The following is a 20,141-nucleotide window of genomic DNA, read 5'->3' as shown; positions in this document are numbered from 1 at the left end:
GCGCGAAGCCAAAGAATAGTGCGCCCATCAGGTGGCCCACGCCGGGAAGATGCGACTCTTCGAAGGCCGCGAAGACCGCGAACTCCGTGAGGTACATGATGCCGATGATCGCGCCCGCCATCGCGGCCCGCATGATGAACACTCGTGCGAGGCCACCCGTCATGCGGGTCTTCGAGTCCAGTGCGTCGAGCACGGTGGAGATGAATTGCTTGCCGGGGAACAGCCGTGCCTCGTCGGTCATGGGTCCCACGCTAGTCAGAACGGCCGCATCATGCCTGGGACGGGCGTCCCACGGGGTGTTCGGCGTGGCGTGCCGCGGCCCGCGCTTGCCGCCTCCCGCGTCTGAGGACGATGCGGGGCTACCCTCAGGGCGTGACTTCGGATGATCAGGAACGTGAGGTTCCGCGCAGCGCCAACCGGCCCATGCCCCCTCCGTGCCGCCGCGCCCCAAGCGCGTCTCCACCCACGTGCCCGCGCCAAGGCCATCGGCTCGTCCTTCGCACGAACCGGTGGTAGATCCCACCCGTGCGATGCCGGTGCAGTCGCAGCCCCCGCCTACCCTCCGCAGTCGCGGTCGTCGCAGGGGCGTCCGTCGCAGCCTCAACGGCAGGCGTCGCAGGGGTACTACGTCGCACAGCAGGACCCGGATTACGGCGAGAAGTATGGTGGCGCGGCGCCCGCGCCTCGCAGACGCCGCAAGCATCGCTGCTGCACCGTGGCCCTCGTGATTCTCGCGATTCTGGTCGCCCTCTTCCTCGTGTTCATGGTGTGGGTCAACGGCCAGATCAACCACGTTGATGCGCTCTCTGGCGCAGACAACACGCCGGGCACGACCACGCTGATTGTTGGCTCCGACTCGCGTGAGGGTTGGGATGGCGATGATGGCACCGAGGGTGCCCGTACCGACACGATCATGGTGCTGCACAAGCCCGAGTCCGGACCCGTCGCGCTGATCTCGATTCCGCGCGACTCGTACGTGTCTATCCCCGGGCACGACAAGAACAAGATCAATGCCGCCTTCGCCTTTGGCGGCCCTCAGTTGCTCGTGGAGACGGTCGAGGAACTCACCGGGCTCACGATGGACCACTACATGGAGATTGGCCTGTCCGGTGTCGAAGACATGGTTGACGCGGTGGGTGGCGTCGAGCTTTGCTACGACGAAGACGTTTCGGATGAGAAGTCCCACCTCGAGTGGGAGGCAGGCTGCCACGTGGCCGATGGCGAGACCGCGCTGGCGTTCTCGCGGATGCGCTACTCCGATCCCCTCGGAGACATTGGACGCGCAGAGCGGCAACGTCAGGTGGTCGCGGCCGTTGCCGAGGAGATCCTGAGCCCGTCCACGGTGCTGAACCCGACCAGGCTCCTGCCGGTCACGGAGGCCACCCTCGGCGCCTTCCGTGTCGACGAGAACACGGGCTTCACGGGCCTCGCGTCCATTGCCCTCGATCTTCGTGCCGGACTTGGTGGGGAGGCGGTCACCGGGACGCCTCCCATCACGTCTCTCGGCTATAGCGTCGACGGCGTCGGGTCCACGGTGCTGCTGACTGAGGAGGAGCCTTCCGCAGTTCTGGGAGGACATCGCGGAGGGCAACTTTGAGCCGGGCGAGGAGGTCGGCGGGGTCGAGTAGCGCGGCCCCCTGCCGGCGGCGCGGCCCTACGCGTTTGCGTCGAGCCGTGCTGTCAGCGCGGCTCGGGCGGCTGGCCACTCGGGCGCAATGATGGAGAACACGACGGTGTCACGGAGTGTCCCGTCTTTCCACACCACGTGAGAGCGCAGCACGCCGTCTTGCTTGGCGCCCAGGCGCGCGATGGCGGCACGTGACTGGTGGTTGTGCCAGTGCGTACGGAACTCGACGGCGTAGCATCCGAGGTCGTCGAAGGCGCGGGCCAGGAGCAGGAGCCTTCGCGGCGGGATTGATGCCCGTACGTTGTGCGTCGCGCCCCAACCAGGTGGAACCGATTTCGAGCCGTCGGTTGGGGGTGTCGAGGTTGAGGTACGTGGTCATGCCTACCGCGCTGCCTGACGCGGGGTTCACGATGGCCCAGGCTGCGATCTCGCCTGCTGCCTGACGCGCGAGCCGGCGATCGATCTCCTCCTGCATGTCGTGAGGCGCCGGCACGGTGGTCACCCAGGTGCGCCAGAGATCGTCGACGGCCACCGCCTCGGCCAGGGCATCACAGTGGTGCTGGCCGAGGGGCTCGAGGCGGACGCGGGCGTTCTCGAGGACGGGGGAGTCGGCGAAGGTCATGGCCGCACTGTAGGCGCGGCCGGCGAACTCAGGCCGTCGCGGCGCGCAGCATGGGGACGAGTGCCTCGCGCGCGATCTGTGCGAAGTCCGGCTCGGTGCCCGCAGCACGGCTGAAGATCACCATGCCTGAGGACGGCCACGACGGTGCGGGTGGCCGATGCGGGCACGGGTTGCGGCCCCAGGTCGCCACGGGCGCGCGCGGCGTCGAACACGGCGTGAAGCCAGTCGTCCAGTTGCGAGAACGTGAGGGCGCCGACGTGTTCGATGAGGGACTCATCGACCTCGCCGATGATGCCGCGCATGGTGGTCACATCCTCGCGGGTGACGCGAGCCGCCATGCCGGAGAGTAGGGCGACCACATCATCGTGGAGGTGGCCTGTCACGGGGGCGGGAGGGGTGGCGAAGCGGTGCGGGATGAAGGCGTCGATCGCCATCTCGGCCCGCGTCGCGAACCGGCGGTACAGCACGGGCTTGGAGGTGTGTGCCCTGCGTGCGACGCCTTCGAAGGTGAGGCCCGCGAAGCCCAGGTCGGCGATCTCTCCTCTCACCGCCTCGCGGATCGCTTCCAGCAGGCTCGGCGTCACGTCGCCGACGTTGCGGTGCCTGGTCCACGGTGGTCCTCCTGAGTCTCTCGCGCCACTCTAGTCGGACTCATAAGATACGATACGTTTCGTATCTACGAAACTCCTTGGGAGGAAACATGTCCACCACCCCCAGCACGGGGCGCACCATCGGCGGGCTTGCCGTCGGCCTGTCGCTCCTGCTCTCCGTCATGCTGCTGTGCTTTGGCCTTCCGGCCATCAACTCCGAGCCGCGTGACGTCCCGCTGGCAATCGTCGGCGACGAGGCCACGGTCGGCGCGCTGGAGTCCACGCTCGACGCTGCGCAAGGCGGCGCGTTTGACGTCATGGCTGTGACGGACGCTGCCGCAGCCGAACAGTCCATTCGGGATCGTGAGGTCTACGGTGCCCTGATCCCGGGGTCCGACGGCCTCACCGTCGACGTAGCCTCGGCGGCATCCCCCACGGTCGCGGCTGCCCTCACCGCCATGGGGCAAGCTGTTGCTGCTCAGGCGGGCGTGGAGGTGACCGTGAATGACGTCGTGCCTACCTCTGAGGATGACCCCAAGGGCGTCGGCCTCTCCGCGGGAGCGCTGCCCATCGCACTCGGCGGGTTCATGGCAGGCGTCGCCACCACTCTCGTGATCCGTGGCACGCGACAGCGCCTCGTCACCATGGCAACCTTCGGCGTTGTGGCGGGTCTTGCGATGACGGCCATTCTCGAGTTCGCTTTCGGCACGCTGACGGGCAACTTCTGGGCCAGCGCCGCGGCCGCGACGCTCGGGATCGTCGCCACCGGCATGACGGTGCTCGGGCTCGAGAGCCTGCTGGGTAAGCCAGGCATCGCGATCGGCGCTGTGCTCGTGGTGCTCCTGGGCAATCCGCTGTCCGGGCTGACGAGCGCGCCGGAGTTGCTTCCCCGGCCCTGGGGCACCATCGGCCAGCTGCTGCCGCCGGGAGCGACCGGCACGCTCCTGCGCAACGTGGCCTTCTTTGACGGTGCCGCCATCGCCCAGCCGCTCATGGTGCTCTGCTCGTGGCTTGCGATCGGAGTCGTGTTGCTGTGGCTCAGCGCATGGCTCAGTGCCAGGAGGCTCGCAGCCTCCACGGTCGATGCGACGGGAGCCAGCGTCGCTTAACGGCCCGCGTGAAGCGGCCGCCTGTTCCCTCCGCCGCGGGAGGGTGGGCGGCCGCTGTCTTTTTGCGTCCGGACATGAGACGACCCCGGCGTCGCAAGGGGGCTAGCGACACCGGGGTCGGATGCCATCGAGGCGCAGGCTCGCATCGGGGGAAGCGGCGCGCCATTCACGCATCGCATTCATCATGGCACGAAATGTGAGCAAAAGTCACGCCACGCCGTGGATTCAGGGCGAACTTTGAGAATTGCCACATTCGCGCGGGTTCGTTCGTTGTCATCGCGTCCCGCACGCCGGAAATAGCAGACACTTCGTGCAGGATCAGACGGCCCCCGGTACACTCTGAACAGGTCTCGTCGGTGTGCGCTTCTTCGCGCGCCGGCGATCGCGCGTTCAATGTCGCCTCGCCGGCCGCCACCACCATCCCTCGCTTCATGCCCAGAGGAGGACGCGACATGAGCACCCGAACCGCCCGCGAGTCAGCCATGCGATGGCTGACGTCTGCGCGCGGACGGGACGCCGTCGCGGTGTGGTCCATCGTTTTCTTGATGTCCGGCCAGGGTTTCCGCTATCTGCTGGGTATGGCACTGTACGGAGTGCTGGCGGCCGTCACCGTGACGGCAGTGGTGATCGCGTTCCGGCCTTCCGCAGCGCGCATGAAGTTGTCCATCGTGGTCTTTGGGTTTGTCGCGCTGACGGCGCTGAGCGCCATCTGGTCCGCCACTCCCACGGTGACGGTGCTCGCCGCCATTGTCACCGTCGCCACGACGTACTGCGCGATAGTGACGGTGCAACACTTCGGCACGTCGCGGTTCCTTGAATTGCTCTACCGCGGCTTCCAGTGGTCGCTGCTGCTGGGCGTGAGTTTCGAACTCTACGTGGCTGCATTCGTGCACCATTCGGTGCACCCGCTCGTGGGTGATCTCGACTCGCTCGCGGGCCTCGACCAGGACACGTCGCCGTTCCTGTGGTCCGAGAACAACCTGATGGAGGGCGGCCCGATCCAGGGCTTTGTGGGCAACCGCAACCCGTTCGCCGCGATGGCGCTCATCACCGCGATTCTCGCGTTCATCCTGTACCTCGAGCGCCGGGTGAGCCGCCGCAATGCGTTCATCACGCTCGGCGTGTCGGTCGCGGTGCTCTTGCTCACTCAGTCCGCCACGGTCGCCTTGATGGGCCTCGTCGTGGCGGTGCTGTTCGGCTGTGCGCTCGTGGTGCGCGCCGCGGATCATCACGGCCGGGCGACCGTCTCCGCCTATCTGCTGGGGGCATCGGCCGTGGCCGGATGGCTGGCCGTCCGCTACAAGGACGTCATGCTGTCCATGCTGGACCGCGACTCGGACCTGACGAACCGCACCGAGATCTGGCAGCGCGTCATCGACATCGCCCAGGAGCGCGTCGAGGGGTGGGGCTTCGTCGCCTATTGGCCGGTCTGGGCCGAGCCATACTCGACGGTGGTGGACGAGACCACCGATCGTGCCACGCACGCGCACAACGCCTTCCTCGACGCCTGGCTCCAGGCTCGGGGTCGTCGGCCTCATCCTGCTCGGATTCCTCGTGGCGTCCGTGTTCTTCCGCGCCTGGGGAGTGGTCCAGCGCGGCGACTCCCAGGCCTCCTGGATTCCCGTGGGCTGGGTGTTGCTCATCGGCGCCCTCGGCACCCAGGCGCTGTCGGAGTCACGCCTCCTCGTCGAGGGTGGCTGGTACATGCTTGTCGCCCTCACGTGCATGGTGCCCGGCATGGTCGCCATCACGCCACGGGCGCCCCACCTGGTCCGGACGGGGGCAGGGCAGCCCGTCCCGCGGCGTACCGTGGGGCCCGTGCGGCCGATGCCCGGGCACCGTCGTCGGCGCCGCGCCGCACGCGGTCCGGACCTGGACGACTCGCTCGACGCGTAAAGGGCGCCGGAGCGCCGCCTAGGAGTCGCGCTTCTTCTCGGCCTTCGCGGCGGCCTTCTTGTCCGCCTTGCGCTTGGCTTCATCGCGCTGGAACTGCTCGTACGCGAACGCCGCCGCCCCCACAATTCCTGCGCCGTTGCGCAGGCTCCGCGGGCACGATCGGTGCACGCAGCGTGAGGTGCGGCAGGAACATGTGGTGGGACTTCGACACCCCGCCGCCCACGATGATGAGGTCCGGCCATAGCAGCCGCTCCATCTCGGAGTAGTACTTCTGGAGGTTCGCAGTCCAGCCCTCCCAGTCGAGGCCAAGACGCTCGCGGGCCGACTCGGCCGCCATGTGCTCGGCGTCCTGGCCATCGATGAGGATGTGGCCCATCTCGAGGTTGGGGACGAGTTCGCCGTTCACGATCAGCGCGGTGCCGATGCCGGTGCCGAGCGTCGTCATCAGCACCGAGCCATCGCGCCCGTGGGCCGCGCCAAAGTGGTGCTCACCGAACCCAGCAGCGTCGGCGTCGTTGAGCACGTACACGTCGTGGCCCGAGTACTCACGGATGATGGTGCGCAGATTGGTACCGATCCACGACTCGTCCACGTTCGCCGCGGTCTTCACCACGCCGTTCTGGATCACCCCGGGAAAGCACACCCCCACCGCGGTCTTGCGGCTGGGTTCAAACCTGGCGATGCACTTGGCAACCGTCTTGGCGATCGCCTCGGGCGTGGCGGGGTCGGGGGTGGGGATCCGGTAGCGCTCCTCGGTGAACTCTCCGGTCTTGAGGTTGACGGGGGCCGCCTTGATGCCGGTGCCGCCGATGTCGATTCCCAGTGCGATGCGCTTGCTCATGGCAGTGTCAGAACCTCCGGGCCCTCTTCGGTGATGACGATGGTGTGTTCGAACTGCGCCACCCAGGATCCGTCAAGTGTCGCGACGGTCCAGCCGTCGTCCCACTCGTCGGACTCCTCGGAACCCATGCACAGCATCGGCTCCACGGTGAAAACCATGCCGGGCTCGATCACGTCATCGTGGTACGGCGCGGCGTCGTAGTGGGGGATCACGAGCCCGGTGTGGAACGCGGGGCCCACTCCGTGGCCCGTGTAGTTGCGCACCGATTCGTAGCCAAAGCGCGTCGCGTACTTCTCGATCACGCGGCCGATGACGTTGACTTCGCGGCCCACCCTGGCTGCCTTGATGCCGCGCATCATCGCCTCGTGGGTGACCTCGACGAGCCTGCTTCGCCTCCGCGGAGCCCTCGCCTGCGATGAATGATCCGCAATTGTCCCCGTGCACGCCGTTCAGATACGCGGTGATGTCGACCTTCACGATGTCGCCCTCCTGCACCATCGTGGAATCGGGGATGCCGTGGCAGATGACCTCGTTGACCGACGTGCACAGCGCCTTGGGGAAGGGGGCCGCCCGGCGGAACCCGGATAGCCAAGCGTCGACGGATACGCGCCGTGGTCGAGGACGAACTCGTGTCCGATCCGGTCCAGTTCATCGGTCGTCACGCCGGGGACCACGTGCTTGCCCACCTCGGCGAGGGCCTGGGCGGCGATGCGCGCTGACACACGAATCTTCTCGATCGTTTCGGGGGAGTGCACGTCGCCACCGTTCCAGCGTGCCGCCTTCTTGCGACCCACGTACTCGGGACGGGCGATGTCCTTGGGTACGTCTCTCCACGGCGATACGACGCCCTTGCTGATGTTCTCGCGCACGGGGCTCATGCCTGGCAGTCTATTCAAGGAGGCGATGGAGATGACAAGCGAGACCGAGTTCTGGTTCAACACCAAGACCCGCGAGGTCGAAGAAGGCAAGCGCAGGCTCGTGGGAGAACCTCATGGGTCCGTACCCGACGAGAGCCGAGGCAGAGAAGGCGCTGGAGCAGGCGGCCAAGCGCACCGACGATTGGGATGCGCAGGACGACCGCTGGCGCTAGCGTGTTGATGGGTGCTGACGGCGGCGCATCCCACGTAGCAGGGGGGTCGGATGGAGTCGGTGGGGTTTGATGGCCTGAGCGCCCTGGGCGTCGACGCCGTGGCCCAGGAGGTGGGCACCGGATCGTTGCCCGCACCCGAACGCGTCACCGCGGCCGTGCGCGCGGCGTATGACGCGTCGCGGGAGCATGATGGCGGCGCCGTAGCCGGGTACATTCCCGAGTTGGCGACCGCCGATCCCCGGCCCTTCGGCGTCAGCGTGGTCGACATCGCCGGTCGAAGGTACGAGGTAGGCGACACCGAGGTCACCTTCACCATTCAGTCGATCTCCAAGGTGTTCGTGTACGCCCTGGTGGCCGATGCCTGGGGTCACCACGCGGTAAGGGACGCCGTGGGGGTCAACAACACGGGACTCCCGTTCAACTCCGTCATGGCGTTGGAACTCAACGGCGGCCACCCCATGAACCCCATGGTGAATGCCGGCGCGATCGCCACGACGGCGATGGTGGCGGGTGGTTCGGTTGACGAGCGCTGGGAGCACATCCGGTCCGGCCTGTCAGCCTTCGCGGGGCGGCGCCTCGACCTCGACCACGCGGTGCTCGCTTCCGAGAGCGCCACCAACGCGCGTAACCAGGCGCTCGCGCAGGCTCCTCCAGTCGTATGGCCACCTCACGGGCGACGCGGAGGAGAGCGTGGACCTCTATACCCGCCAATGCGCCCTTGACGTCACGGCTCACGACATCGCCGTCATGGGGGCCACCCTTGCGGACGGCGGCGTGAACCCCGTCACCGGTGAGGCGGTGGTCGCCGCTCAGGTGTGCCGGGACGTGCTGGCCATCATGGCGTCGGCGGGCATGTATGAGCGTTCGGGGCAATGGTTGTTCGAGATCGGCCTGCCTGCGAAGTCCGGGGTCTCCGGGGGAATCGTCGCGGTGGCCCCTGGCAAGGGAGCCGTCGGCACCTTCTCGCCACGGCTGGACTCCGCGGGCAACAGCGTGCGCGGCGAACGTGCCATCGCCCACCTGTCCCGATCGCTCGGCCTCAACGTCTTCGCTTCGTCCGTTCCTGAGAGGGTGTGACATGGCGGTCAACATGGAGTCCCATTCCCACGTCGCCGAGCGGTCGCCGTGGACGCCCATGGTGGGGCTGTTCCTCGCGCAGGTGTTGATGTCGTTCAACGTCGCCGCGCTCCCCGTCTCGCTCGGTGGGATCGTCGAGGAGTTCGACGTCGCGCCCACCGTCGCGAGCAGCACCATCGTGGTGTACGGACTCGCCGTGGCGGGCCTCGTCATGGTGGGTGCCAAGGTGGGGCAACGCGTCGGATGGCTCCTGGTGTTCCGCGTCGTGGTGGCGATGTTCGCGTGCTCCGCGTTGATGATGGTGTTCGCGCGCACGGTGGGGTGGGCCATCGCGGGCCAGGCGGTCGCGGGCGCCTCGGCAGCCGTGATCGTTCCCGCGCTGGTGGCACTCATCGCCGAGAACTACCGCGGCGAGCAACAGGCTCAGGCGATCGGCTCGCTCGGGTCGGCCCGCGCGATGTCGGGAGTGAGTGCCTTCTTCATCGGAGGCGCGCTGGGCACCGCGGTGGGATGGCGTCCCGTGTTCCTCATCGTCCTGGCGCTCGCCGTCGCCGTGTTCATCTTTGGCTTCTGGCTGCGCGCCGACCGGGGAGACTCCTCGGTCAAAATCGACGGCGTGGGCGCGCTGCTCATCGGCGCCGCCGTGATCCTGCTGACGCTCGGATTCAACAACCTGAACTCGTGGGGTGTGCTGGTGGCGGCCGAGTCCGCCCCGTTCTCCGTCGCCGGGGTGTCGCCTGCGCCGGTCTTCGTCGTCCTGGGAATTGTTCTTGGCCAGGCGTTCTTCGTGTGGACCAGGCGCCGCATGGGCAGGGGAGCGGTGCCGCTGGTCAATCTCGATGTGCTGCGGTCGTCGCGCGAACGTGCCGCCGTGTACGCCATGTTCATGGTGGTGGCATTGGAGGCGGCGCTGAACTTCACGGTGCCGCTCTACATCCAGATCGTGCAAGGTCGCACGCCCTTCGACACGGCGCTCGCCATGATGCCGTTCAACCTCACCGTCTTTGTGGCCGCGATGGTGGTGGTGCGCTTCTACCGCCGCTACAGCCCGCGCAGGATCGCCGTCGTCGCCTTCGCCGCCTGCGCCACAGGCTCTGACCTGGCTGGCGTTCGTGGTGACCAACAACTGGGAGACGCTTCCGACGATCCTGGGCCTGTTCGTGTTTGGGGCAGGCCAAGGTGCGCTCGTGACGCTCGTCTTCAACGTGCTCGTCACCGCCTCACCCAAGGAGCCTCGCTGGCGATGTGGGCTCCGTGCGCGGTGCGACTCAGAACCTCGCCTCTGCGGTAGGGACAGCGCTGGCGGGGGCGCTCCTGGTGGCGATCCTCGTCCTCAGCCTTGGGCGCGCCGCCATGGAGCATCCGGAACTGCCGGACGACGTGGTGCAGGAACTCGACCTGACGGACGCGAGTTTCATGTCGAACGACCAACTCGCCTCCGCACTGCACGACACCTCGCTGCCCGAGGAGACGGTCGCGGCCGCGATCGAGGTCAACGAGCAAGCGCGGCTCGAGGCGCTGCGTCGTGGCCTCCTGATCTACGCGGGCGTGGCGCTTCTCGCCATGTTCCCGGCCTCCCGTCTCCCGCAGTACCGGCCTCACGAGGTTCCCGACCCGTCGCCCATGCCGGAGCGCGAGTAAGGCCTATTCGCGCCCGTCGTCCAGGGGAATGAGCATGTCCCGGAACTGTCCCGGCTCGGAGTGCAGGGCCCAGATCCGATCGGCAACGTCGTCGAGTCCGCGCGCGAGCGGAGCCTGGGGATGGCGCCTGGGATGACCAGTTGACGCACCCGGATGCCTTCCTCGCTCAGTGCCTCGTGCAGCATCTCGCCGTACGCGGTCTCCGCGGGAAATGCGATGGATGTGCCGGCGAACCCGGCGCGGGACTTCACCGAAGTGCCGCCGTTGATGAGGATGATCGAGCCGTCGCGGGCCTCCCGCATGGCCGGCAGCACCGCGCGGGCGGCGTGCATGAGGCCCAGCGCGGAGAATCGCAAGGCCTCGAGCGCGAGCGCTGGGTCTGTGTCGAGTACCGGCTTCAGGTAGTCCCGCGACGGTAGCGGGCTGTACTGCAGCGCGGCGACGGGGCCGAGGCTCGGTCGCGGCCTGCGCGAGGGCGCCTTCGAGTTGGCGGCCGTTGCGGACATCGGCGAGATAGGGCCGGGCAGTGACGCCGTCGCGCGCGAGTTCCCCCACGAGGTCGTCGAGCCTTCGCCTCGTCGCGTGCGATCAGGGCGACGGAGAAGCCCTCGCGTCCAAAGCGGCGGGCGACGGCGGCTCCGAGGCCCGGGCCGGCGCCCACGATGGCAAGAGTAGGCATCAGATGCGGTCCTTACTCGTCGAAAGAGTGCTCGGCGGCGGGGAACTCGCCACCCTTGACGGCGGCGACGTATGACGCGGCACCATCGGTCATCGCCTGTCCCACGGCGGCAAACTGTCGCGAGAATCGCGGGTGCCAGTCGCCTACGCCCATGGCGTCGAGCCACACCAGCACCTGGCCGTCGGTGTGGGCACCGGCACCGATGCCGATGGTCGGGATGTCGAGCGCGGCGCTGATCTTCTCCGCCACGGGGGCCACCACCATCTCAAGCACCACGGCGAAGGCGCCTGCCTCCTGCAGCGCCACAGCATCGGCCAACAGGGCGTCGTAGCCTCCGTCGCCGCGGCCCTGGACACGGTGGCCACCGAGGGCGTTGGCGGACTGGGGAGTGAAGCCGAGATGACCGCAGAAGGGGATGCCCGCATCGGTCACGGCCTTGACCTGGGCGGCCACGCGGCGGCCACCCTCGAACTTGATGGCCTCCGCGCCCGAGAGCCTTCATCATGCGGATCGAGGAGGCGACGGCCTGCTCCGCCGAGACCTCGTAGGTGCCGAAGGGGAGGTCGGCGACCACGAACGCACGCTCGGCGCCGCGGGCGACGGCACGAGCGAACGGGATCATCTCGTCGAGCTCGAGCGGGACCGTGGAGTCCATGCCGAGCATGTTGTCGCCCATGGAGTCGCCCACCAGGAGCATGTCGACTCCCGCGGCGTCGAACGCACGCGCGGTCGGGTAGTCGTAGGCGGTGAGCATGGTGATCTTCTCGCCGCGCGCCTTCATCTCGGCAAAGTGGTGGATCCTGACCTTCTTCATACCCACCACTCTAGGCCGCCCCACCCGTGCGCAAATGTCCGCATTTGCGGCTCGAGGGCGCGGCAGTCTCAGGTGGTGAGTGCAACGGTCCTGGTCCTTCGATGGGAGGCGCGGGATTGGCGCGTGGGCGGACCGACAGAGCGGCCGGCCGATGCGTGGGCCGGCTAGACCTCACGCCACCGGCTGGTGATGGGCAGGCGGCGGTCACGGCCGAAGGCCAGCGCGGTCACCTTGGGGCCCGGCGGGTACTGCCTGCGCTTCCACTCGGCTCGGTCCACCAACTGCAGGACGCGGTCGACGACAGCCTCGTCGTAGCCGCGTGCCAGCAACTCCTCGCGGCCCTCGGCGTGCTCCACGTAGGCGTCGAGGACCTCGTCGAGCAGGTCGTATGGCGGGAGGGAATCCTGGTCCACCTGGCCGGGGCGCAGGCTCCGCACTCGGGGGCTTCTCGATGGAGTTGACGGGGATGGGCTCCACCTCGCCGCGCTCTGCCGCCCAAGCGTTGCGCCATCGCGCGAGGTCCCACACACGGGTCTTGTCGACATCCTTGAGCGGGGCGAAGCCGCCGATGGACCCGGCGTCATAGATGGTGGCGTAGCCGGTGGCCGCCTCCGACTTGTTGCCAGGCGCGATGACAAGGTGCCCCTCGCGGTTCGAGATCCCCATCAGGATCACGCCACGGACGCGCGCCTGCAGGTTCTCGTCGGCCACGCCTTCGAGGGCCAATTGTGACTGAAAGGCGTCGACGACAGCGGCGATGGGCTCGACCCGGTAGTCGGCGCCGAGTCGCTTGGCGAGATCGGCGGCGTCATCCTTCGAGTGGTCCGAGGAGAACGAGGAAGGCATCGAGACGCCCACCACGTTGTTGCCGCCGATGGCGTCCGCGGCAATCGCGGCGGTCAGGGCCGAGTCGATGCCGCCGGACATGCCCAGGATCACCGACCGGAACCCGTTCTTGACGACGTAATCCCGAAGACCCGTGACGCACGCCCAGTACACCTGCTCGGTATCGGAGGCGAAGTCGACCACCGGGCCAGGGGTGGGGGAGCATCGGCCGCAGGAAGGTCCCACACCAGCAGCGCATCCTCAAACCCCACGGCGTTGGCCAGCCAGGCCCCGTCGGGACCAACGATGAAGGAGTGGCCGTCGAAGACCAGATCGTCCTGTCCGCCCCACAGGTTGACGTAAGCGACAGGCGCACCCACCTCGGCGGCGCGGCGCCTGGCGAGATCGGTACGAACCCTGCCCTTGCCCTCCTCGAACGGCGAGCCGTTGAGGACGGCGAGGAGGTCGACGTTGGCATCGGCCACCTGGGCCACGGTGCCGCCGTCCACCCAGATGTCTTCACAGATCGCGAGGCCGATGCGGTGCCCGTCCACGTCGATGACGCACGGGTCCTCGCCCGCCGCGAAAATGCGGCGCTCGTCGAAGACGCCGTAGTTGGGCAGGTGGTGCTTGTTGTAGCGGGCGATGACCTCACCGTCGCGGAGCACGGCAGCCTGGTTGAACGGGCGTCCCGATGCCGCCACGCCGAGCGTGCCGACGATGACGGTGAGATGTCCCAGTCCGTCCTCGGCGAGGCCAGCGGCGAGAGCGTCCACCGCGGCGGCCGCGGCGCGCTGAAAGCTCCCACGCAGCGCGAGATCCTCGATGGGGTAACCCGTCATCACCATCTCTGGGAACAGGACGAGGCGTGCGCCCTTGGCGTCGGCGGCCGCGCATTGTGAGCGGACAAGTGTGCTGTTACCAGCAATATCGCCCACGCAGGGGTTGACCTGTGCAAGCGCGACACGAAGCTCCGACATGCCATGAGCCTATCCGTCGCCACGCGGGCGCCAGGCGTTACGCGGTTGTCACACGGATAGGGCAGGATGGGCGCATGGACAAGCAGCAGGAATACGTGCTCCGCAGCGTCGAGGAGCGGGACATCCGGTTTATTCGACTGTGGTTCACCGACGTGCTGGGCGTGCTCAAGTCGGTGGCGATCGCGCCCGCGGAGCTCGAGAACGCCTTTAGCGAGGGCATCGGCTTTGACGGCTCCGCCGTCGAGGGTCTGACCCGTGTCTATGAGGCAGACATGCTCGCCCTGCCCGACCCCTCGACGTTCCAGATCCTGCCGTGGCGTGGCGCGCGCCAGGGCGCGGCCCGCATGTTCTGCGACATCGCGACACCCGACGGCGAGCCCGCGCTGTCCGACCCGCGTCAGGTGCTCAAGCGCACCCTCGACAAGGCGTCTGCCCAGGGGTTCACGTTCTACACGCACCCCGAGATCGAGTTCTACCTGCTCGAGAAGCCCGAGCCCGGCGAGATGCCGAAGCCCGTGGACCGCGCAGGCTACTTCGACAACGTCCCGCGCGGCACCGCCCACAACTTCCGTCGTGAGGCCATCACGATGCTCGAATCCATGGGCATCTCCGTCGAGTTCTCGCACCACGAGGCGGGACCGGGTCAGAACGAGATCGACCTGCGCTACGCGGACGCGCTGTCCATGGCGGACAACATCATGACCTTCCGCACGGTGGTCAAGGAGGTGGCGCTCGAGCAGGGCGTCTTTGCCTCCTTCATGCCCAAGCCGCTGTTCGAGGCGCCCGGATCGGGCATGCACACCCACATGAGCCTGTTCGAGGGCGACCGCAACGCGTTCTACGAGGCCGGAGCGGACCACAACCTGTCGCCGGTGGCGCGCCAGTTCATCGCGGGTCTGCTCAAGTACGCCCCGGAGATCACGGCGATCACCAACCAGTACGTGAACTCGTACAAGCGCCTGTGGGGCGGCGCCGAGGCGCCCTCGTACGTGTGCTGGGGCTCCAACAACCGTTCCGCGCTGGTCCGCATCCCGGTCCACAAGCCGGGCAAGGGACAGTCGACGCGTGTCGAGTACCGCGCGATGGACTCCGCCGCGAACCCGTACCTCGCGTTCTCCGTCCTCCTGGCTGCGGGCCTCAAGGGCATCGAGGACGGCCTCGAACTGCCCGAGGGCGCCGAGGACGATGTGTGGAGCCGAGCGACGCCGAGCGCAAGGCGATGGGCTACGAGCCGCTGCCCGCCTCACTCTCTGACGCGATTCAGGCGATGGAGCGCTCGGAGCTTGTCGCCGAGACTCTCGGCGAGCGTGTCTTCGACTTCGTGTTGCGCAACAAGCGCGCGGAGTGGGAGGCGTACCGTGCGCAGGTGACGCCGTACGAGCTCGAGCAGTACCTGCCCGTCCTCTAGGCCACCGTGGCGAGTTCGCGAGAGGCATCCCCGTCCGCGCTGCTACGTCGAGCGGGGGTGGCGGACACCGCACGCGCGCTCGAACTCATCGGCCAGATCGAGGCGGTCACCGGCGTCACGCTTGATGACCCCGCTCACGCGTTGTCATACCTTGCAGACCCCGATGCCGGGCTGCTCCAGGCTCCTGAGGGTCGCCGAGGCGGCGAGAGACGCGGGCCACCTCGACGACCTCGTATCGCTTCGTGACTCCGAGGCAGGCGCCCGACTCGGCGTGGTGCTTGGGGTTCGCTCGCGCTCGGCGACTTCTTGGTGACCCACCCGCAGTACATCGCGGACTTCGCCGCGTGGCCCGTGGGGCAGTCGTTCACCGCGGTGGACGCCCGCGCGGTGCTGCTCGAAGGCTGTCGGGGCCGACCCCGGCGCCGATGTCCCCGTCGCGACCGTCACGGGCGACGAGGGAGTCGCCGCCCTCCGGGTGGCCTACCGCCGTCAACTGATGCGGGTCGCCGCTGAGGACCTCTTCCACGCGACGCCGCCGGCGATCTTCCCCGAGGTGGGCGCCGCCCTCGCCGATCTCGCAGGCGCAGCCTTGGAGGCGGGACTCGCCGTCGCCCGCGCCGACCTGCCCACGCATCACCACACGCGGCTCGCCATCATGGGCATGGGCAAGTGTGGCGGGCGTGAACTCAACTACGTGTCCGACGTGGACGTCATCTTCGTGGCCGAGCCTGCGGGGGACGCTACCGACGAGCAGTCCATCAAGGCGGCGACGAGGCTGGCCGCTGCGGCCGCTCGTGCATGCGACCGGCCGGGCGCCGAACCGCCGCTGTGGCAGGTCGACGCGAACCTTCGGCCCGAGGGCAAGGACGGCGCGCTGGTGCGTAATCTTGCCTCGCACCAGGCATATTACGAGCGCTGGGCCGAGTCGTGGGAGTTTCAGGCGCTGCTGAAGGCGCGCCCCATCGCCGGCGACAGGGAGATCGGCGAACGCTACGTCGAGGCCATGCAGCCCATGGTGTGGATGGCCGTGGAGCGAGAGGGTTTCGTCCAAGGCGCGCAGGCGATGCGCAGACGGGTCGAGGATCATGTGCCCGCCGAGGTGGCGGATCGGCAGATCGCCTGGTGCGGGCGGCCTTCGTGACGTCGAATTCACCGTCCAGTTGCTGCACTGGTCCATGGCCGCCACGACAGTTCGCTCCGGTCGCGCACCACGCTGACGGCGCTCAGGGCACTGCGCGACGGCGGCTATGTGGGCCGCCCCGATGCGGCCAAGATGGACCGCTCGTACCGCCAACTGCGGGTGTGGGAGCACCGCCTGCAGTTGCGTGCTCCAGCGCACACACCTGATGCCCGAAGACGAGGAGGGCAGGCGTGCGCTGGCCCGCGCCTCGGGCTTTGCCACTCTCGAGTACATGGACGAGGTCTGGCACGACATCCGCCGGGATGTACGTGCGATGCATCTTGAGATGTTCTACCGGCCCATCCTGCCGATGGTGGCGTCCCTCAGCGCCGACGAGGCACGACTCGACGATGCTGCGGCGCGGGCGCGCCTGGCCGCCGTCGGCTTCGACGACGCGCAGGCGGCGCAGCGTCACATCGCGGCGCTGACGGAGGGGTCTCCCGACGTGCCGCCATCCAGCGGGCCTGCTCCCTGCGATGATCGGCTGGTTCGCCCAGGGCGCCGAGCCCGACGCGGGCCTGCTCGCGTTCCGGAAGCGTCCGAGAACCTTGCCGATGCGCAGTGGTACCTCAAACTCCTCCGTGACTCCTCAGCGGCGGCACAGCGCCTCGCGAGGCTGCTCTCGACGTCGGCCTACGTCACCGACGCACTGCTCGCGTCCGCCGAGTCGATTCCGTGGCTCGACAACGACGCCGACCTCGCTCCGCGTTCGCGAGAGCGACTGCGTGCCGAGGCCGACGCGATCCTCCGACGCAGCGCGGATGCCGAGCAGTGCATCACCGCACTCCGAGGGCTGCGGCGACGCGAACTGGCGCGGGTGGCATCGGCCGATGTCCTTGGCCTCATCACCCCGGTCGAGGCCGCGGCATCAGTCTCCGACAGCGCCGACGTCCTCATCGAGGGGGCAGTGCGGATCGCCAGTGCCGAGGTGGCGTCCGACGCCGGCCTCGAGTCCCTTCCCGTGCGGTTCCTCGTGGTCGCCATGGGGCGCTACGGCGGGTCCGAGATGGGCTACACCTCCGATGCCGACGTGCAGTTCGTGTGGTCGGGGGACCATCCGGACGGTCAGAAACTCGCCGTCAAGGTGGCCCAGCGCGTGCGGAAGGCTGCTGCAGTCCGTGTCGAGCCAGCCCGGACTGGAGATCGATGCGGACCTACGTCCCGAGGGGCGCAACGGTCCGCTCGCACGGTCACTCACCAGCGCAGCCGAGTATTACGGCCGCTGGTCGGACCCGTGGGAGGCGCAGGCGCTGCTGCGTGCCCGACCGTGCGCGGGCGACGACCAGGCTCGCGGCGGACTTTGTCGCGATGATTGACACGGTGCGGTACCCGCAAGAGCGCCCGCCGGCGCGCTACGCCAGATGCGCACTCTCAAGGCTCGGATGGAGTCCGAGCGCCTGCCGCGAGGGCTTGACCCGCGCAGGCACCTCAGGCTCGGACCTGGGGGCTTTCGGATGTCGAATGGTCCGTGCAGCGCCTCCAGTTGGAGCACGGCCACGCGTATCCCGCACTGCGCACCACGCGAACCCTCGAGGGGCTTGAGGCCGCGACCGCGCAGGGGCTGCTGGACGCCGCCGACGAGGCAGTGCTCGCGGAGGCGTGGCGGCTCGCGACGGACTTGCGAGGAGCGATTGCGCTGCGAGGAAAGACCCGCGACAAGGACGTTCTGCCCGGTGATACCAGGGAACTCGGAGTGCTAGGCGAGATCCTGTCGCTGCGGCTGTCCGGCGCTCAACTGGCCGATCGGTACGGCCGCGTGACCCGTCGCTCGAGAGCGGTGACTGAGCGCGTCTTCTTCGGCTGGGACCCCGAGCAGTGAGGGCACTGCGCACCCTGATCTCGGCCCTGTGTATCCTGGCGGGCGCGCTCCTCATCGTCGCGTGGGGCGTCTCGACGGCGGCCGTGCGTGCCGTGGAGGACGGCACCGCGTTGTCCGGAGTCGCGCGTACCGCGTTCAGCGTGCCTGCCGCCGTTGACGCCCTCTCACGCCAGGTTCAGGACGATGCGGTGGCGAACCTCGACTCCCGTGGCATCGACGTGGCGGCGCTCGGTGTCGAGGATGATCTGCGCGGAGCCGTCGACTCGGCGGTGCGGTCACCCGCGTTCGAGGACGCCATCGTCGATGCCGCGGATGCCGCCCAGACGGACTTCTCAGCGGCGCTGATGGATCCCGAGCGGGAGGCGGCTCCACTGACGTTGAGCGTCGACGCGTCGGGCATCGTCAACGCCCGCATTGCTGACCTGCCAGGAGTGGGGGCGGCGGCGCCGTCTTTGTCCCTGCCTCCCGTGCAGGTCGAGGCGTTGAGTGCCGAGTCCTTCGAGAACGTGCGCACCACGTACGAGTGGATGGAGCGTGCGGCCGACTGGGCGCTGTGGGCCGGACTCGCGCTCCTTGCGCTCGGCATCCTCGTCTCGCATCGGCGTCGATGGTTTGTGGCCAAAGCGCTGTTCGCGATCGGCACCATCGCCGTGGCCTTCGGGCTCATCGTGGCGTTCGTGGATCGTGACGCGATTCTTGCCTTCCTTCCCGGCGGCGTCGATGGCACGGCCTCCTCGCTGTGGGCGCAGACGTTCACTGACGATGCCGCGCCAGGTATCGCCCGCAATGCGGTGGTGGTGGGAGCCGTAGCACTCGGGGGCGGTGTCGTCGCCACGCTCGTGGGGAAAGCGGCCTCGCGCCGCTAGCCTGAGACCACCAACGGAAGGGGACTCGCGTGAGGTTCGTGCGCATCATCGGATCGGCATTCCTGGTGCTACTCGGCTCGATGCTGATCGTGACGTGGGCACTGTCGCTCCACGCGGTACGCAGCATCGAGGACGGCACGGCCGCCGAGAAGGCTCGTGAAGACCACCCTCGAGTCGCCCCAGACCGCCGAGATCGTCGCGGACAAGGTCCAGGAGATGCTTGCCGACCAGATCGACAGCACGGCGGGCTCCATCGCGGTGACGCTCCTGGACGAGCAGATCCACGATGCGGTGGTCGCATTGCTGCAGTCCGACGCGTTCCAGTCCACCATCAAGACCGCGGGCAACGCGGCCCAGGATCGCTTGTTGGCGGCGATTTCGGACCCCGACCGTGAACCGGGGCCCTTGGCGATCGATATCGCGCTCGGTGACCGCGTGAACGCCGCGATCGACCGGATTCCGGTGGTCGGGTCGTTCATTCCCGACGTCACGCTTCCCGAGTACTCCGTCGAGATCGTCGATGCGGACACTTTTGAGGACGTGCGCAGCGCATACGCTGCACTGACGTGGGTCGCCACGTGGTTCGTATGGATCGGCATCGTCTTCATCGCCGCAGGCATCGCCATCGCGCCACGCTGGCGCCGGTTCCTGCCGCGCGCGCTCCTTGCCGCCGGCCTGTTCGGCATCGCCGTTTCGTTCGTGCTGGGCACGATGGGGCCGCGCACCATCGCGCAGTTCGTGCCCGGTGGCAGGGAAGGCGGACTCGGCACCTTGATCGAGGACGTGATCGGCGACACGGCGCTCGCTCCGGTCACCAACATTCTCCTGACGCTGGGCCTCATCGCGCTTGGCCTGGCGGCGGTGTGGGCGCTCCTGCTGCGGTACGTGCCGTGGTTTGGTGAGCGCACGGATCCGGCCGATGCCGACGCCAGCGGCGACGCTTCGGGGGATGTCATGGATACGGCGGAGTTGGCGCAGGTGCCCTCCGCGGGCGTGGCGGCGGCGTCACCGGGGGAGCAGCCTCCCTCCGTTCCCCCGACTGAGGACCGGCAGCCCTCCTAGGCGCTCCGGTGCGCG

The 20,141-nt window shown here is 68.2% G+C and carries 23 protein-coding genes and 6 pseudogenes; 18 read left to right on the top strand and 11 right to left on the bottom strand.

Features of this window, described 5'->3' with window-relative positions:
• The first annotated feature begins 715 nt into the window (after positions 1-715).
• Entirely contained in the window at positions 716-1,597 is an 882-nt protein-coding gene (locus tag QQK48_RS01255) for an LCP family protein (protein WP_284327211.1), read from the top strand.
• 139 nt (positions 1,598-1,736) lie between these two features.
• On the opposite strand, the gene QQK48_RS01250 is transcribed toward QQK48_RS01255, so the two are convergent.
• Together QQK48_RS01250 and QQK48_RS01245 are read right to left on the bottom strand one after the other, a co-directional pair.
• Positions 1,737-2,249: a GNAT family N-acetyltransferase gene (locus QQK48_RS01250; protein WP_348523368.1), complete on the bottom strand. Its 513-nt coding sequence runs from the start codon at positions 2,247-2,249 to the stop codon at positions 1,737-1,739.
• Positions 2,246-2,833: a TetR/AcrR family transcriptional regulator gene (locus QQK48_RS01245; RefSeq protein ID WP_284327210.1), complete on the bottom strand. Its 588-nt coding sequence runs from the start codon at positions 2,831-2,833 to the stop codon at positions 2,246-2,248. Before QQK48_RS01245 ends, QQK48_RS01250 begins: the two co-directional genes overlap by 4 nt.
• Positions 2,834-2,949: 116 nt before the next feature.
• Between QQK48_RS01245 and QQK48_RS01240 the strand changes: the two genes are divergently transcribed.
• Positions 2,950-3,948, top strand: a complete 999-nt coding sequence (locus QQK48_RS01240; protein ID WP_284327209.1) for an ABC transporter permease — start codon at positions 2,950-2,952, stop codon at positions 3,946-3,948.
• Between the two features lie 166 nt (positions 3,949-4,114).
• Here the strand turns inward: QQK48_RS01240 and QQK48_RS01235 are convergent, their stop codons facing one another.
• Positions 4,115-4,369: a hypothetical protein gene (locus tag QQK48_RS01235; protein ID WP_284327208.1), complete on the bottom strand. Its 255-nt coding sequence runs from the start codon at positions 4,367-4,369 to the stop codon at positions 4,115-4,117.
• A 10-nt stretch (positions 4,370-4,379) separates the two neighbouring features.
• On the opposite strand from QQK48_RS01235, the pseudogene QQK48_RS18650 reads away from it, so the two are divergent.
• A pseudogene (locus tag QQK48_RS18650) lies at positions 4,380-5,453 on the top strand (O-antigen ligase family protein); the annotation flags it as partial.
• 470 nt (positions 5,454-5,923) lie between these two features.
• On the opposite strand, the gene ppgK reads toward QQK48_RS18650, so the two are convergent.
• Both ppgK and map read right to left on the bottom strand, forming a co-directional pair.
• A complete protein-coding gene (gene ppgK / locus QQK48_RS01225) occupies positions 5,924-6,685 on the bottom strand; it encodes a polyphosphate--glucose phosphotransferase (protein ID WP_348523367.1) in 762 nt (253 codons plus the stop codon).
• Positions 6,682-7,563 (bottom strand): annotated as a pseudogene (map, locus tag QQK48_RS01220) (type I methionyl aminopeptidase). The gene ppgK and the pseudogene map overlap by 4 nt, the downstream one beginning before the upstream one ends.
• A 31-nt stretch (positions 7,564-7,594) precedes the next feature.
• On the opposite strand from map, the gene QQK48_RS01215 reads away from it, so the two are divergent.
• The 5 genes from QQK48_RS01215 to QQK48_RS01200 are packed head-to-tail and all read left to right on the top strand — an operon-like array spanning position 7,595 to position 10,493.
• Positions 7,595-7,783: a hypothetical protein gene (locus tag QQK48_RS01215; RefSeq protein ID WP_348523366.1), complete on the top strand. Its 189-nt coding sequence runs from the start codon at positions 7,595-7,597 to the stop codon at positions 7,781-7,783.
• 51 nt (positions 7,784-7,834) lie between these two features.
• Complete coding sequence (locus QQK48_RS18645) at positions 7,835-8,497, top strand: glutaminase (protein WP_348523365.1); 663 nt, start codon at positions 7,835-7,837, stop codon at positions 8,495-8,497.
• Positions 8,466-8,852 carry a glutaminase gene (locus tag QQK48_RS18640; RefSeq protein WP_348523364.1) on the top strand — a complete coding sequence of 129 codons (387 nt, stop codon included), beginning with the start codon at positions 8,466-8,468 and terminating at the stop codon, positions 8,850-8,852. Before QQK48_RS18645 ends, QQK48_RS18640 begins: the two co-directional genes overlap by 32 nt.
• A 13-nt stretch (positions 8,853-8,865) precedes the next feature.
• On the top strand, positions 8,866-10,143 hold the full coding sequence (locus tag QQK48_RS01205; protein WP_284327207.1) for an MFS transporter: 1,278 nt from the start codon (positions 8,866-8,868) through the stop codon (positions 10,141-10,143).
• On the top strand, positions 10,107-10,493 hold the full coding sequence (locus QQK48_RS01200) for a hypothetical protein (protein ID WP_284327206.1): 387 nt from the start codon (positions 10,107-10,109) through the stop codon (positions 10,491-10,493). Before QQK48_RS01205 ends, QQK48_RS01200 begins: the two co-directional genes overlap by 37 nt.
• A 3-nt stretch (positions 10,494-10,496) precedes the next feature.
• Here QQK48_RS01200 and QQK48_RS01195 read toward each other — a convergent pair whose 3' ends face one another.
• The 6 genes and pseudogenes from QQK48_RS01195 to QQK48_RS01175 all read right to left on the bottom strand — a co-directional run bounded on the left by QQK48_RS01195 (position 10,497) and on the right by QQK48_RS01175 (position 13,791).
• Positions 10,497-11,048 (bottom strand): hypothetical protein, encoded by a 552-nt coding sequence (locus QQK48_RS01195; RefSeq protein WP_284327205.1) that lies wholly within the window; start codon positions 11,046-11,048, stop codon positions 10,497-10,499.
• Positions 11,049-11,184: 136 nt separating this feature from the next.
• A complete protein-coding gene (locus QQK48_RS18635) occupies positions 11,185-11,604 on the bottom strand; it encodes a 3-methyl-2-oxobutanoate hydroxymethyltransferase (protein ID WP_348523363.1) in 420 nt (139 codons plus the stop codon).
• 121 nt (positions 11,605-11,725) lie between these two features.
• Positions 11,726-11,926: pseudogene (locus tag QQK48_RS18630) on the bottom strand (3-methyl-2-oxobutanoate hydroxymethyltransferase); the annotation flags it as partial.
• A gap of 224 nt (positions 11,927-12,150) precedes the next feature.
• Entirely contained in the window at positions 12,151-12,531 is a 381-nt protein-coding gene (locus tag QQK48_RS01185) for a hypothetical protein (protein WP_284329268.1), read from the bottom strand.
• Positions 12,476-12,913, bottom strand: a pseudogene (nadE, locus tag QQK48_RS01180) (NAD(+) synthase); the annotation flags it as partial. The gene QQK48_RS01185 and the pseudogene nadE, both read right to left, overlap by 56 nt.
• An 8-nt stretch (positions 12,914-12,921) precedes the next feature.
• On the bottom strand, positions 12,922-13,791 hold the full coding sequence (locus tag QQK48_RS01175; protein ID WP_284327204.1) for a nitrilase-related carbon-nitrogen hydrolase: 870 nt from the start codon (positions 13,789-13,791) through the stop codon (positions 12,922-12,924).
• A gap of 74 nt (positions 13,792-13,865) precedes the next feature.
• On the opposite strand from QQK48_RS01175, the pseudogene QQK48_RS01170 reads away from it, so the two are divergent.
• From QQK48_RS01170 to QQK48_RS01125, 10 genes and pseudogenes are all read left to right on the top strand, one after another.
• Positions 13,866-15,199 (top strand): annotated as a pseudogene (locus QQK48_RS01170) (glutamine synthetase family protein).
• 6 nt (positions 15,200-15,205) lie between these two features.
• Positions 15,206-15,445 carry a hypothetical protein gene (locus QQK48_RS01165; protein WP_284327203.1) on the top strand — a complete coding sequence of 80 codons (240 nt, stop codon included), beginning with the start codon at positions 15,206-15,208 and terminating at the stop codon, positions 15,443-15,445.
• A gap of 63 nt (positions 15,446-15,508) precedes the next feature.
• The gene (locus tag QQK48_RS01160; protein ID WP_284327202.1) at positions 15,509-15,712 is read left to right on the top strand and encodes a hypothetical protein; all 204 of its coding nucleotides are present in this window, start codon (positions 15,509-15,511) and stop codon (positions 15,710-15,712) included.
• Complete coding sequence (locus QQK48_RS01155) at positions 15,696-16,340, top strand: hypothetical protein (protein ID WP_284327201.1); 645 nt, start codon at positions 15,696-15,698, stop codon at positions 16,338-16,340. The genes QQK48_RS01160 and QQK48_RS01155 overlap by 17 nt, the downstream gene beginning before the upstream one ends.
• A 6-nt stretch (positions 16,341-16,346) precedes the next feature.
• Entirely contained in the window at positions 16,347-16,664 is a 318-nt protein-coding gene (locus QQK48_RS01150) for a [protein-PII] uridylyltransferase family protein (RefSeq protein ID WP_348523733.1), read from the top strand.
• Positions 16,546-17,424: pseudogene (locus QQK48_RS01145) on the top strand (bifunctional [glutamine synthetase] adenylyltransferase/[glutamine synthetase]-adenylyl-L-tyrosine phosphorylase); the annotation flags it as partial. The gene QQK48_RS01150 and the pseudogene QQK48_RS01145, both read left to right, overlap by 119 nt.
• Entirely contained in the window at positions 17,402-17,695 is a 294-nt protein-coding gene (locus QQK48_RS01140) for a hypothetical protein (RefSeq protein ID WP_284329266.1), read from the top strand. The pseudogene QQK48_RS01145 and the gene QQK48_RS01140, both read left to right, overlap by 23 nt.
• Positions 17,696-17,847: 152 nt before the next feature.
• Entirely contained in the window at positions 17,848-18,198 is a 351-nt protein-coding gene (locus QQK48_RS01135) for a hypothetical protein (protein WP_284327200.1), read from the top strand.
• Positions 18,195-19,064 (top strand): hypothetical protein, encoded by an 870-nt coding sequence (locus QQK48_RS01130; protein WP_284327199.1) that lies wholly within the window; start codon positions 18,195-18,197, stop codon positions 19,062-19,064. Before QQK48_RS01135 ends, QQK48_RS01130 begins: the two co-directional genes overlap by 4 nt.
• Before the next feature lie 156 nt (positions 19,065-19,220).
• Positions 19,221-20,126, top strand: a complete 906-nt coding sequence (locus QQK48_RS01125) for a hypothetical protein (protein ID WP_284327197.1) — start codon at positions 19,221-19,223, stop codon at positions 20,124-20,126.
• Positions 20,127-20,141: the final 15 nt, after the last annotated feature.

This window comes from Demequina litorisediminis (genome assembly GCF_030161615.1).
Classification (GTDB): Bacteria; Actinomycetota; Actinomycetes; order Actinomycetales; family Demequinaceae; genus Demequina; species Demequina litorisediminis.
This window is presented reverse-complemented; position numbering and strand designations above follow the sequence as displayed.